Here is a 13,647-nt window from a genome sequence, read left to right on the forward strand (position 1 = left end):
TATACCTCTCAGCGCTCTATAAAAGCACCAATTTTGTATTACAAATATTATTTAATGGATATCCTACTACTTTCTTAAAAAATAGCTATTAAAGAAAGGTATGACGTTTATATTGGATGAGCAATTTTCATAATTCTCTTTAGATATTACAAATATAATATCATTTTTTATATCCTTTTTATTTATCTATTACTTCGATTTTTGTTCCATTTCCAGACCCAGGTAAACTTGTATCCATGGCGTCATACCAAACTTTACTTTGTCTCCTATTTCAATACCAGAAATTTCTTCATCAAAGCCAAAGTAGGATGCTTGTATCGATTTTGAAATGACTTCTTCTTCTAATAGAACCCTTGTTTTTCCTTCTAATTCTTCATAAATAAAGACTACACGAGCATCTACTTTAGCCACAATGCCTTCCATGACCATTTCATTCTCCTTGCTCTCTTCTTCACAACCAAAAATAGCAACAATCCCAAAAACTATAAAAATGCATAAATATAGTTTCTTCATCATTTAGCTCCTCTAATTTATTCTTCGACGCGTTAGGAAGCGAGGTCCTTTTTCAAATAAACTGCTGCTTTAGTTAAATAACAACAATAAAGGCTGTCTACTGACAGCCCTGGTTCTGCTAAAGCACTCATTAGTGAAAGAAGATAATTATTTATAATGGCAAACTCATAGAAACTGTTCTTATGTTAAAGCCCATTTTTTCGTAAAGTTTAATAGCTGGATTCCCTGCGAACGCACTAAGACGAACTTCAGAGTATCCATCTTTTCTTAGATGGTCAAATGCAGTTTTCATTAACTGTTTAGAAACTCCATTACCTCTAAATTCTTCTATAACAAATAGTTCATAAATAAATCCATTCATCTTGTCAGTAAATTGGTCTTTACCTGCACCTACAAGAATCCATCCCAATAAATTTTCGTTCTCTGTTGCTATTAAATAATAGCTTCCCTTTTCCAGTAATGGTTCAATAAGACGTTTGATTTTTTCATTTGTAGGTTTTACTTCACCCAATGTGCCATCAGATAAAGCTTGCGGAGAAAGTAAAATAACCTTTTCAAGTTCAGAATCATTAGGTTTTCTAATATCCATTGAAAATCAGTCCTTTCTATATCCTTTTATAAAAACTTAGCATAGTATTCCAATATTCTTCTTCAAGCTATTAAAACAAATCTAATTACTTATTCAACTAAACTGAACCGTTAGTTCAATAAGAAAAATGAGTTGTTGATGCAACTCATGATCTTCAACTAAAGCACCCGTTATTTGAAGAAGGGTATGTATGTATTTATTTGACTTAACTTCCTATCAATATATCTTTTAACTGGTCAACACTTTTGACAATATGAGAAGGATTAGAATGACTTAATTCATCAAATGAGCCATATCCGTAAGTTACTCCAATAGAGTCAATTCCATTATTATTTGCACCAATAATATCGTGCTTCCGGTCTCCAATCATAATAAAGTCATCAAGTTTATGTTCCGTGTACATATCAAGTATGTATTGAATTATTTCAGTTTTTGAGGCTCTTGTTCCATCAAGATTACTTCCGACTACAAGTTCAAAATACTGGTTAATATTAAAATAGTTTAGTATTTGCTCAGCAAATACAGTAGGTTTTGAAGTTGCTACAACTAAAGTGAAATGTTGTTCTTTTAGCGATTTTAATAGTAATGAAATATTCGAATATAACTCATTCTCAAACATTCCTCTTTCCTTAAACCTCTCCCGATATAAGTCAATTGCTTTTTGTGTATTCGCCTTATCAAAATTGTAATATTCAGCAAATGAAACTTGTAACGGCGGACCGATAAAACATTCGAGTTTTTCAATATCGGGTTCATCAATGTCCATTTTCTGTAACGCATATTGAACAGATTTAGTTATACCTACCTTGGGGTCTGAAAGTGTTCCATCTAAATCAAATAAAATTACCTTATATTTAACCATATTAAACTCCCTTCTTGTCTCCAATAGTCACCTAATTTTACCATACTAAATACAGTTAATTTGTAACTCTTATTGAACTAACCTGCTGCGTTAGTTTAAGTGTAACATTTCACAATGTATTTCTGAGATCTACTTGAAATTTTGGATAAAAAAATAGACCATCGACATGATGGTCTTGTTTAACTAAAGCACCCGTTAATGCAATAAAAAGTAAAACAAAATTGCTACCACAAAACTTGGAATCGCAATCAAAGCTGAACGAAAGCTAACATTATTTCTTTGATTTCTACCCTCTACTGATTCAGTTGCTAAGTTAGCCCTCATCCTATCTCCACTGACTAATACACCTGAAAAAACGAATGATATCACAATAAAAAATACTCCAATTCCACCCGTAATAGTTGTAACCATTTCAATATCCCATATCACAACAGATGCTAAGACACCTATTAGAGATAGAAGGATTCCAAGTAAAAAGTACTTCAAATTATCTCCCCCCTAACAGTTGCTACGACTGTGTATGAAAAAGGTTTCAGTTATTGAACTAAACTGCCCCGTTAGTTCAATAAGAAAAAAGGCTTTACCCCTTCTTGAAGTAAAGCACCCGTTAGCTTAACAAGTAAACACTAATTTCCAACTATTTTGTTCTCTGTTCCATTTACGATTCTCTTTATATTTTGTCGATGTAGAATGATTATTGATACGCTTATTAGTAGAGAAAGTACTGTGATAACTTTATCTTCAAATATAAGACTGTAAATGGATAATACTGTACTAGCCAACATTGAACTTAGTGATACATACTTAGTAAATAGCAAAGTTAACACAAACACAACAAAACCAACAAAAACACCTAAAGGAGTCAAAAACAAGAAAACTCCAGTTGCTGTCGCAACAGCCTTTCCACCTTTAAAACTAGCAAAAACAGAAAATATGTGCCCTAATATGGCTAATAAACCACATACAATAGGGTTAACTGTAGAATCAAGTATTAGGGGAAGTAAACAAGCAAATGTACCTTTTAATATATCAGCAATTGCAACAATTACTCCTACTTTTATGCCTAAAACTCTATAAGCATTAGTTGCACCGAGATTACCACTACCGTAATCACGAATATCTTTCTTATAAAACATTTTACCGATTACTAAAGCAAATGAGATTGAGCCAATTAAATAACTTAGAATCAAAGTTAAAATGTTCAAAGTATTATCTCCTTACATATTTGTTAAGTAAGTATTTCTATTTATTGCACATGATTTCCTGCAATCCTTCTTACATTAACATGACCCTTTAATCGAACAAGTTGCTATTCCTTATCCAAGAAAAGCACCCGTTAGTTTAAGTGAAACATTTCACAAACTACCTTAATTCGTTTAAAAAAAGACGAGGTCTTGTTATACCCTAATTGTAATTTATTGATTGTACCAGATTGTACCATAGGACTGTTTGAGATGAAACAAACGCTTGAAGCAATCGGTGCTGAGAGCGTATCTTTTTACCATAATCTTATGTGTCAGTTCCAGACTAATTCACTCCAGTTCTTTGCTTTACTTTGCAAATATTTTTTCAAGTTTATTTAGCGATTCAATACCGCATACATTTGAAAAAAAGATAAAAGATATTTCCTTGATTCTTCTTTGTCTGTATTTATAGTGTCTATTTTATTTCTGATAGCCCAAGAATCATAAGTCTCAAAAGCTGTACTACTCCACCCATTCTTTTCACCGACTTCATTTTTTTTCTCCTGTATGCCTGATATTACAATATCCATTGAACCTTGCAATTCTAATAACGCGTTCTCAAATATCTTTTTTTTATCACTTTCCTTTAGCCCTGCTTTTATCCTTAACGCCCTTGTGTCTATCCCTTCCAGTTGGATAATTATTTTGTATATTTCAAAAGCTTCTTTTGATACGTTCCCATTAAAATAGCGTTGCTCAACGGACTCATCATAACCTAAGACCTTTTTTACATATGGAAGAAGCTGACGTGAAACTAATATCGATTTTTTCTTAATGAATTTACCGTATCCTGCAACTCCGTCAGTTGAGAATTTTGTTCTCCAAATCCAAGGGTCAAACTCTGTTTCGGAATGCCAATACTCTGGTAAAGTAATGGTATTTAAAGAAGGGAAATCAGGTATTAAAGGAGCAAGAGGGAGTAAACCAATCTCTTCTATTACATTTATGGCGTCTTCATAAGTTTTCACTTTATATTCCAATTTTTTATCTCCTTTTATAAATAGACATATACCTAATTTCTATATAAAACAAGATTATCCTTCTTGAACTAAACTGCACCGTTAGTTTAAGTGTAACATTTCACAATGGATCGTCGAAAACTACTTGATAATCTGGAGATAAAAATAGACCATCGAAATGATGGTCTTGTTTAACTAAAGCACCCGTTAGCCATACATGAAGCGCAAAATCAGCGCTTCACCACAGAGAATGAAAATGTTGAAAAACCGTCCATACTGATTCTACGGCTGGGAGAGGAAGGTCGCTTAACTATGGTGCGTTAGAGCCCATCCGTCCGCGATACTTTTACCTTTTAAAGATATCCCCTTTTCTTGATGTTCAAAAAATACAATTTAATCCCTCCATGAAGAGACTTTAGTATTAATAATCTTAATTCCGTTAGTAAGCCTCTAGCCTTCTTTTACGTAGAACCTTACTTTTCCAATTGATCCTAATAATCATTATTAGGCTAATATACTAGTTATATCAAAAGTATCCTAGAATCAATTACTAAGAAGTTATTTATGTACAGATTGGAAGTATATTATAATAAATTCAAGTAAAATCAATAGAAAAGAGGCAGCTTATTATGGCAATCCGAATAGCGATGATTGGATCAGAAGAGACATTACAACAAGCACTTACAATTGCGAAGGATATAGAAGATATTGAAATATCACCAATCATGTATCGTTCTCCGAATGAATCAAATTCACTTTTGAATCTTACAGGGCAATGTGATGTAATACTATTCTCTGGTGAACTTTCCTTTCATTATGCACAAAAAGAACTGGCTCGATTTAACCAACCTACACTTTATATTCCAGATGATGAGTTAAGTGTAGCGCTGACTCTGCTTTATATTTCTAATCACCTGAAAATAGACTATAACCAATTATCCATTGACTTAACAGATAGAAAATATTTACATGAAGTTCTTGGACAATTCGATGATGATATAACTATTCCCTTTATCCAAGATTATCCTTGGTTAAAAGAAGCAACGGATCGAACTTTCCAAATAGAATCGGTTATTGCTAGACATGTCGAACTATGGGAATCCAAACAAGTTTCTTATGTAATTACTAGTATTCATGCAGTTTATGACAGACTAATTAAACTAGATATTCCATGCATTCGATTGATGGAACCTAAAAAGAATATCATTGAGACACTAATTAAAGCACGAAATTTAGGCGAACTTAGTATAGCTAAAAAATCACAAATTGCTGTAGGTACTTTTGTGTTTTATTCCGATGAACCAATCGCAGCTTTGGAAATAGAACTAGTGAATATTGCAAAACTTACTAACTGTACGGTAAAAAAAATAAGTCCCCAAGACTTCATCATTTATGGGACACGCAGTGGAGTAGAATATTTACTTGAAAATAGAGTGGTTTTTGAGAATTTATTTCGAACATTGAATAATACAGCCTCAACAGTAAACGTTGGATTCGGATATGGTATGACCATTGTAGAAGCTGAAAAAAATGCAAATATTGCACTTTCCTATTCCCAAAAGAATAAAAAGAAAAATATATTCCATGTCGTAAACGATGAGCAAACTGTTATAAACCCTTTTCAGAATCAAGATAGGAGTTCTATATTAAAAAGTGAAAATATGAATTTAATTAAAATTGCTAAAGAGCTTGGTATTAGTGTTACTAATTTAAATAAAATGATTCAATTCCATCAAACCCGTCCTATAAACCGATTTACATCAAGTGATATCTCTGAATATTTCGGTATCGGTAAACGTGCAGCAGAACAGATATTAAAGAAATTCTCAGCTAAAGGATATATAAAAGTAATCGGAGAAGAACAACCGCATTTAAACGGAAGACCTCGTTCTGTTTATAGATTAGAATTACCCCATATATAAGAGATATCCTACGTAATTTTATATGAAATTAAAACATTCAAAATATTCATTGACTTACAATTTAATGCTCTATTATAATAAACTAATTAACGAACATATACCGAACGTTAATAGAAGGAGAGGAATTAAATGGAAAAGTCAAATGGAAATGTACAAAAAAAGAAGTCTAAGTTCTCAGTACCACATGTTTATGTCATTTTATTTTCCCTTATTATTATTGCAGCCATTTCAACTTATATATTCCCATCAGGTGAATATGAACGAATGATTGATGATGCTGGTAGAACCATTGTTGTAGCTGATACCTATAAGGAAACTGAATCATCACCAGCAGGATTTTGGTCAATTTTCCAAGCTGTACATAAGGGAATGGTGAACTCTGCCGGAATCATTTTCTATATCTTTATAGTTGGGGGTTCATTTGGGATATTACAAGCAACAGGAGCAATTGAAGCCGCAGTTGGTTCTATTTCTAAAACAATGAAAGGTAGAGAAATATTAATTATTCCTATCTTAATGACTTTTTTCGCTTTATCAGGAGCAATGCTTGGATTAGCGGAAGAAACTATTCCATATATTACAATTTTAGTTCCGTTAATGCTTTTGATTGGATATGATTCAATGGTCGGGGCAGCCATCGTACTTGTCGGTACGTCCGCCGGATTTACAGCGGCATTCATGAATCCATTTACCATTGGAGTTGCACAAGGAATAGCGGAATTACCATTATTTTCAGGACTTTATTTGAGAGTAATATTTTTTGTCATTTTTCTTGCGATAAGTATATGGTATGTCATGAGATATGCAAATAAAATACGGAAAGATCCAACAAAAAGTGTTCTTTTTAATGAAGTAAGTACAGAAGACTTTGTTGTTCCCGATAAATTATTGACTCTTACGACTCGCCACAAAATGATCTTTATGATTTTACTCGGAACTCTAATTATGCTTGCATATGGTGTTATAAATTTTGGTTGGTACTTATCAGAAATCTCTGGGCTTTTTCTTCTAATGGGAATATTAATTGGACTAACAGGAAAAATGAATTTCAGTGAAGTTTCCGAATCATTTATTAAAGGATGTAGTACCCTCGTAATGGGTGCTTTAGTAGTTGGTGTTGCTAATGCAATTTTAGTAATATTACAAGAAGGTCAAATTATGGATTCTATTCTTTATGGATTCTCATCTATTATAGGAGAAATGCCCGCCGGTTTTGCAGCTTTTGGTATGTATATCGTGCAATGTTTATTAAATTACATTATTCCATCAGGTAGTGGTCAAGCGGCTTTGACAATGCCAATTATGGCACCACTTTCTGATTTAGTGGGAGTTACTCGTCAAACGGCTGTGCTTGCCTTCCAATTTGGGGATGGGATATCAAATATATTTACACCAACATCTGGTTATTTCATGGCGGCCCTTGCACTTGCAAAAATCTCTTGGGTTAAATGGGTCAAATGGATTTTACCGCTTATTATTATTCACTACACGTTAGGTGCTATTTTTGTAACAATTGCACACTATATTGGATTCTCTTAACATTTTGAAAGGATTTGAAAGTATGAAACCTACTATTCAATTAAATAACTGGATTGTCGAAAAACGCCGTTATTTACACAAACATCCAGAACTTTCTCATCTTGAAAATAAAACAAAGGAATATATCACTAATCATCTACATGATTTAGGTATTGACACTTACTCTATTACAGGTAAAGATGTAGTTGGAGTAATAAAAGGAAACCATCCTGGTAAATCAGTTGCAATAAGATCAGATATGGATGCATTGCCGATAGAAGAAGAAACAGGACTTGATTTTGCTTCCGTAAATAAAGGAGTCATGCATGCTTGTGGACATGATGGGCATATGTCTATTTTGCTAGGAATTGCCAAATTCCTAGTTACAAAAAAATCATCTATTCATGGTACTATCCACCTTCTATTTCAACATGCTGAAGAAGAAGTTCCTGGAGGTGCAGTAGAGATTGTTGCTGCAAATGGATTAAAAGGTATCGAAGCAATCTTTGGATATCATTTATGGCAACCATTAGAAACAGGATTTATTGGTATTCGTCAAGGATCTGTAATGGCAGGAGCTGATCGATTTACAATTCAAATTTTTGGTAAGGGTGGTCATGGCTCCATGCCGGAAGACACGATTGATTCGACTCTTGTCATTTCGCATATCATCACACAACTTCATACAATTGTTAGTCGTAGTGTTAAGGCGATAGACCAAGCAGTTATTAGTATTGGACAATTAAATTCTGGTACAAGCTATAATGTTATTCCAGATTCTGCATATGCCTCTGGAACTGTACGCTATTTCAATAGAGATACTTCTTCCCTAATCGAAAAAAGAATAGAAGAAATTGTCACTGGCGTTTGTCATTCTTTTGGTGCAACATACGAGTTGAATTATATTCATGGAGATCCACCTGTTATTAATGATAAAAAATTAACTGCGTTTATTAAAAAAACGGCTACTTCTCTTTTTGGAGAAGAGAAAGTGATTGAAATCGACCCTATACTAGGAAGCGAAGATTTCGCTTATTATTCACATGAAATCCCAGCGTCATTTACATTTATTGGGGTTGGAAAAGAGGGAAATTCTTTTGGTCACCACCATCCGAAATTTGATATAGATGAGACGATGCTTCCCATCGGTGTTGAACTATTTACGACTGGCGTGTTGAATTTTTTAAAGGGAGGATCTAATGTTGAAAATTAAGTCAATTGAAGTATCCGCTATTAGACTTCCGTTAATCACCCCTTTTATTGTTAGTTACACAACGTATGAAGATATGCCTTCTATTATTGTGAAAATTGAGACGGAATGTGGAATTATAGGGTATGGAGAAGGTACTCCAGATGAACATGTAACCGGGGAAACATGGGAAAGTACTTATTCCATTTTAACAAAAACATTAGCTCCTTCATTGATTAATCATAATCCTTTTCAAATTGAAAAAATACATGAGAAAATGAATAAGATTGTGCTGGGAGTTCCTACTGCAAAAGCCGCTATTGATATTGCATGCTATGACATTATGGGAAAGGCATCGAACCAGCCTGTTTATAATCTATTAGGCGGACAATACCATGATGTGTTAGAAATTCCAAAAGTGATTAGTATTCTAACCCCCGAAGAAATGGCTCAGGAGGCAAAAGTTGCTATAGAAGAGGGTTATAAATCAATTAAAATAAAAGTGGGAACAAACAAAGAACTAGACATTAAAAGAATTAATTCGGTTCGTTCAGCAGTAGGAATGAGATATCCGATTAAAGTAGACGCCAATCAGGGGTGGATAAATAGCAGTGATACGATGTACGTACTAGAACGAATTCAAAACTGTGAAATAGACTGGATTGAACAGCCTGTAGTAGCAAATGATATAGATGCTCTCCAGGAAGTGAAACAAAAGACATCGATTCCTGTAATGATTGATGAAGGTATCCACGGACCAAAAGAACTAAAAGAAGTCATTATCAAACGAGCTGCAGATAAGATTAATATTAAAATTATGAAATGTGGCGGCCTATATCCTGCCTCCCAACTAGTTCACCAAGCTGAACTTGGAGGACTAGTTTGTCAAGTTGGTTCTATGGTTGAATCTTCTGTAGCATCAGTAGCAGGGTTGCATTTAGCATTAGCCAAAAAATCAATTCATAGTAATGAACTTGTTGGACCGCTTATGTTCAGTAAAGATATCGCAACAATCAAATATGATATTCCTTATGTTCATTTATCTGATGAACCAGGATTAGGGATTCATATCGATGAACAAAACTTAACAGAACTCACGGTTAAATCAATCAAAGTAGAATAATTTCTTGAACATTACTCCATCTCGTTGGTAAGCATATATTTTTTCTATTATAGAATAGGGATTATTACATATTCTAAACAACAATGGTAAAAATTAAAGTTAATGTTAAACTGTTATCATCATTTAAAAAAAGAAGACGTATATAACTTCACTAAATAAAAAAATAAAAAACTCACTCTCTAATATCAAAGGAGAGTAGGTTTTTTAGGTTGTTTTTAAAACTATTCCACTAGCCGCATGCATTATAAAACTGACCAGACTGTTGCCAATAAAATAAAGCTTCATCTGTTTGATTGTTTCTTTTCAACCACATTCAACAAAATCCCATGAATCATTAACCAATACTATTTTTCCAGTAAAATTTGGTTTTTTAATTGATTTATGTAATGCTAAATCCTTACCTTTGTATGTAACAATATTAACCACACTAGCCACTCCTATAAAACAAGCATTTGATTACATATATTGTAAACAAATGCTTCCTATTTTTAAACAACTTTATTGTAAATTAAACATCTTTATTTGTAATCAACACCACAATGTCTTCGATCGACTCAATCGTACCCCAGTAACTTCAATTATCCGCTTTTTCATTAACTAGAAAATATTACATCATACAACTCAATTATACCCTGCTGATATTATGAAAACTGTTCTAACACCAAAAAGGTCTGAAATCATCCCCATTAAAAGAGATCCAATGCCAAAAACTCCAGTTGCTACAGCCCCTAATGAAGTATAAACCGTAGATATCTTTTCTATTGGCACGCTTGTTTGAACTACTGACTGCTGCGGAATGTTCTTCAATTGTCCAAATAGAAAAATAGACCATCGAAAAGATGGTCTTGTTAAACTAAAACACCCGTTAGTTGAAGAAGAGTTTCAAGAAAAAACTAAAGTCAAATCATTTGTACAGCCCCATTAACCGACCAATATGCTATTACAACTACTATCTTCCCTATTGACTTTCTACTCACACAAACCAGTCTTCCTGTTTAGCTCGTTAGTTTAAAAAATCCTTTTTATATCGAACAGCTAGATATATTCCTGAAGCAATGAATGCAAAGGAATATTTAAATAAGAAGAAAATCTGCCACATATATTCTTTCGGGAAAATTATGTCGCACAAAACTACTGCACCTAACATAATGTAAGTGCTTTTTAAATATATTTGATTTGTTCTTTCGTCAGATTTACCTATTATTTTGCGACATAAGTATAACAGAATCACTCCGACTAAAAGCAATACAAAACCGCTACCAGTAAGCATATTCCAATTACCAGTTGATGCTTCCGCCCAGGTTTTTAAGGGATGAAAGATTATATTTGATATTTCTGAGCTAGAATCAATTTTCATTTTTATCACTTCCTTTCACATAAGTAAAAATATCGTTTACTTCTACGCTAAAGAAATCAGCTATTCGAAAAGCTAATACTAGAGAAGGGGAATAATTATTTTTTTCCATAACAAAAATGGTTTGTTTAGACACTCCAACAGCATCAGCCAACTCCTTTTGTGACATTCTCCTTAACACCCTGTGTTCATACACTTTATTTTTTATAGAATCCCCAAAGTCTTCTTTCACATCTAACACCTTCCTTTTTACTCATAAACCAATAATAAACTATTGTTCTATAAAAGTAAAGTAAACTTATATAAAATACTTTAATTACTTTACAAATGTAAGGTTTACATTCACCATCCTCTTCAAAGCAATAAAAAAAGGGTTAGTTTCTAAACAACACTTAGAAACTAACCCTTTTGAATATGAACTTAATTCCGCAATTTCCTAAACTAACCCCACCTTTAGTTCAATTACAAAAAAATTTTATTCCTTCTTGAAGTAAAGCACCTTTTAGTTGAATAAGAGAAATTAATTTAAGAAGCAAGTCTCATATTGGGCTTTCATTAACAAACTTTGATTGCCGAGTTAGCTGTAAATAACTAACTATCGAATTGAGCCTGAAAATTCACCCTGTTTACTATTTAACTTCTTCACAAATTCACTTTCATCCCAAATATTAGGGTTGTCAATTGTTAGATTTTCTCCACGTACCATGAAATCATAACTATCTTTTGCACCCGTATACCAATCAACAATGACTAACTTGCCGTTTACATTGCGTACGAGAAATTCAGTGGGTTCACCGTAACTACCTACAGTCTTTTTAATTTCCGCAGGTAAATTTAAATAGAGAAAACCCCCATCTACGTCATCAGTATACTCCACTTCCCAATCCACTTCCCGAGTGCCAATATCAACACTCTTCACCAAATTATCAGTAAGATTGTGCGTTAAATACAAGTCAAATTGGTATTGAATCTTATATTGCGTATACTGTTTAAGGTTTTCGTTATCGATAAATGCACCCAATTCAATATCCGAGCCGTTCCAGACCGCTTTATAATAGTCAGTCAGCACTCTCACACACATTTCATAAGCCGTTTCAGAATCCTGAATAGATAGTCCCACTTCATTTTTAGCAACATATTTGGGGGAATCCTGTAATACATTCCGTTCAGTGCTGAGCGTAATTTCATTGTTAATAGCACTATCTTCGCTGCTTTCTTCCGAGACTACACTTTTGGGTTCTTCGTCAATTAATTTTTCTGTATTTTGTTCACTTTCTTTGTTATCCATTGTTGTACTACATCCACTTAAAGTAATAAGGAGACAAAAAATTAACATTATCTTCAGTCGTGCTTTCATAGAACACTCTCCCAGTTTTTTATGAATTAGACGATGTATATATAACAATGTTACATATTGAACTAACCTGCCGCGTTAGTTCAATAAGAAAAAAAGCTTTACTCCTTCTTGAAGTAAAGCACCCGTTAGTTGAACAAGAAATTTTATCTTCAAGTTCGAATTTCAGTGAAATAATTAAAACTCTTCTTTTAAGATAGAGTACATTTTTAAATCTCGATGTTTCCCTTTTACAAATATACCTTTTCTAATTATCCCTTCAAAAGACATTCCTGCTTTTTCCATTACTCGTGCTGAACCGATATTTTCTACATCACACCTTGCTTGAATACGAACTAAATCCATTTCTTCAAAACCGAATTTTATTATTTTCTTTGCTACTTCAGTAGTTAAACCTTTTCCCCAATAGTCTTTAGAAATGACATATCCGATTTCAGCAATCTTATGATTAGGTTGCCACCAAACAAAATCGATTGTCCCGATAAATTTTCCATTTTCCTTGTATTCAATTCCCCACGGTGAAACCTGCTTGTTTTCATATTTGTTCAATACAAATTCAACAAAACCTTTTGTATCAGATATTGTTTCGTGGGTATTCCAAGTTACATACTTAGATACTTCTTCATCTGAACCGTATAGATGCATATCTTCAATATCTTCTAAAGTGACTTTTCTAAGTATAAGACGTTCTGTTTCTAAGATAGGTAAATCACCATATTTTTTCTCAATCTTCATTTAATCCCCTCCACTAATTACTTGCTGAAAAATACTAATTCTATAAAGAGGTTGTCTATTCCTCCTTCTTCTTATTGAACTAAACTGCTGCGTTAGTTGAATAAGAACCCGAGATACTAAACTTCGTTTGTTAGAAAATAGAAAGCGATAATACCCACTACTGCAAAGATTTGAATCGTAATTCCCACTACGCTACAAATTAAACCAGAAGTTGCTAATCCACTGCCCCCTTGATTTGTTATTACAAGTTCTTTTGCCGCTTTTCTTGAAACTACAACTCCTATA

15 protein-coding genes and 1 pseudogene are annotated in these 13,647 nt (G+C 33.3%); 4 read left to right on the top strand and 12 right to left on the bottom strand.

Features of this window, described 5'->3' with window-relative positions:
* Nucleotides 1–189: 189 nt before the first annotated feature.
* From PGC35_RS21710 to PGC35_RS21735, 6 genes are all read right to left on the bottom strand, one after another.
* A complete protein-coding gene (locus tag PGC35_RS21710) occupies nt 190–516 on the bottom strand; it encodes a hypothetical protein (protein WP_375220669.1) in 327 nt (108 codons plus the stop codon).
* 148 nt (nt 517–664) lie between these two features.
* Entirely contained in the window at nt 665–1,102 is a 438-nt protein-coding gene (locus tag PGC35_RS21715) for a GNAT family N-acetyltransferase (RefSeq protein WP_375220670.1), read from the bottom strand.
* A 205-nt stretch (nt 1,103–1,307) separates the two neighbouring features.
* Entirely contained in the window at nt 1,308–1,964 is a 657-nt protein-coding gene (locus PGC35_RS21720) for an HAD family hydrolase (protein ID WP_375220671.1), read from the bottom strand.
* A 195-nt stretch (nt 1,965–2,159) separates the two neighbouring features.
* Complete coding sequence (locus PGC35_RS21725; protein WP_375220672.1) at nt 2,160–2,450, bottom strand: DUF5316 domain-containing protein; 291 nt, start codon at nt 2,448–2,450, stop codon at nt 2,160–2,162.
* A gap of 140 nt (nt 2,451–2,590) precedes the next feature.
* Complete coding sequence (plsY, locus tag PGC35_RS21730; RefSeq protein ID WP_375220673.1) at nt 2,591–3,169, bottom strand: glycerol-3-phosphate 1-O-acyltransferase PlsY; 579 nt, start codon at nt 3,167–3,169, stop codon at nt 2,591–2,593.
* Nucleotides 3,170–3,543: 374 nt separating this feature from the next.
* Nucleotides 3,544–4,188 carry an AlkZ-related protein gene (locus PGC35_RS21735; RefSeq protein ID WP_375220674.1) on the bottom strand — a complete coding sequence of 215 codons (645 nt, stop codon included), beginning with the start codon at nt 4,186–4,188 and terminating at the stop codon, nt 3,544–3,546.
* A 608-nt stretch (nt 4,189–4,796) separates the two neighbouring features.
* Between PGC35_RS21735 and PGC35_RS21740 the strand changes: the two genes are divergently transcribed.
* The 4 genes from PGC35_RS21740 to PGC35_RS21755 all read left to right on the top strand — a co-directional run bounded on the left by PGC35_RS21740 (nt 4,797) and on the right by PGC35_RS21755 (nt 9,919).
* On the top strand, nt 4,797–6,089 hold the full coding sequence (locus tag PGC35_RS21740; RefSeq protein WP_375220675.1) for a hypothetical protein: 1,293 nt from the start codon (nt 4,797–4,799) through the stop codon (nt 6,087–6,089).
* Nucleotides 6,090–6,218: 129 nt separating this feature from the next.
* Nucleotides 6,219–7,628 carry a YfcC family protein gene (locus PGC35_RS21745; RefSeq protein WP_375220676.1) on the top strand — a complete coding sequence of 470 codons (1,410 nt, stop codon included), beginning with the start codon at nt 6,219–6,221 and terminating at the stop codon, nt 7,626–7,628.
* Between the two features lie 22 nt (nt 7,629–7,650).
* On the top strand, nt 7,651–8,820 hold the full coding sequence (locus tag PGC35_RS21750; protein WP_375220677.1) for a M20 metallopeptidase family protein: 1,170 nt from the start codon (nt 7,651–7,653) through the stop codon (nt 8,818–8,820).
* A complete protein-coding gene (locus PGC35_RS21755) occupies nt 8,810–9,919 on the top strand; it encodes a mandelate racemase/muconate lactonizing enzyme family protein (RefSeq protein ID WP_375220683.1) in 1,110 nt (369 codons plus the stop codon). The genes PGC35_RS21750 and PGC35_RS21755 overlap by 11 nt, the downstream gene beginning before the upstream one ends.
* Nucleotides 9,920–10,222: 303 nt before the next feature.
* On the opposite strand, the gene PGC35_RS21760 is transcribed toward PGC35_RS21755, so the two are convergent.
* The 6 genes and pseudogenes from PGC35_RS21760 to PGC35_RS21785 all read right to left on the bottom strand — a co-directional run bounded on the left by PGC35_RS21760 (nt 10,223) and on the right by PGC35_RS21785 (nt 13,362).
* Nucleotides 10,223–10,345: a hypothetical protein gene (locus PGC35_RS21760; RefSeq protein WP_375220678.1), complete on the bottom strand. Its 123-nt coding sequence runs from the start codon at nt 10,343–10,345 to the stop codon at nt 10,223–10,225.
* Between the two features lie 195 nt (nt 10,346–10,540).
* Nucleotides 10,541–10,744, bottom strand: a pseudogene (locus PGC35_RS21765) (MFS transporter); the annotation flags it as partial.
* 178 nt (nt 10,745–10,922) lie between these two features.
* Nucleotides 10,923–11,276: a DUF2178 domain-containing protein gene (locus tag PGC35_RS21770; RefSeq protein WP_375220679.1), complete on the bottom strand. Its 354-nt coding sequence runs from the start codon at nt 11,274–11,276 to the stop codon at nt 10,923–10,925.
* Nucleotides 11,266–11,505, bottom strand: coding sequence for a helix-turn-helix transcriptional regulator (locus PGC35_RS21775; RefSeq protein ID WP_375220680.1), 240 nt, complete (start codon nt 11,503–11,505; stop codon nt 11,266–11,268). Before PGC35_RS21775 ends, PGC35_RS21770 begins: the two co-directional genes overlap by 11 nt.
* Before the next feature lie 363 nt (nt 11,506–11,868).
* Nucleotides 11,869–12,561 carry a hypothetical protein gene (locus tag PGC35_RS21780; RefSeq protein WP_375220681.1) on the bottom strand — a complete coding sequence of 231 codons (693 nt, stop codon included), beginning with the start codon at nt 12,559–12,561 and terminating at the stop codon, nt 11,869–11,871.
* A 243-nt stretch (nt 12,562–12,804) separates the two neighbouring features.
* A complete protein-coding gene (locus PGC35_RS21785) occupies nt 12,805–13,362 on the bottom strand; it encodes a GNAT family N-acetyltransferase (protein ID WP_375220682.1) in 558 nt (185 codons plus the stop codon).
* Nucleotides 13,363–13,647: the final 285 nt, after the last annotated feature.

It is taken from the genome of Psychrobacillus sp. PGGUH221 (assembly GCF_042055255.1).
Classification (GTDB): Bacteria; Bacillota; Bacilli; order Bacillales_A; family Planococcaceae; genus Psychrobacillus.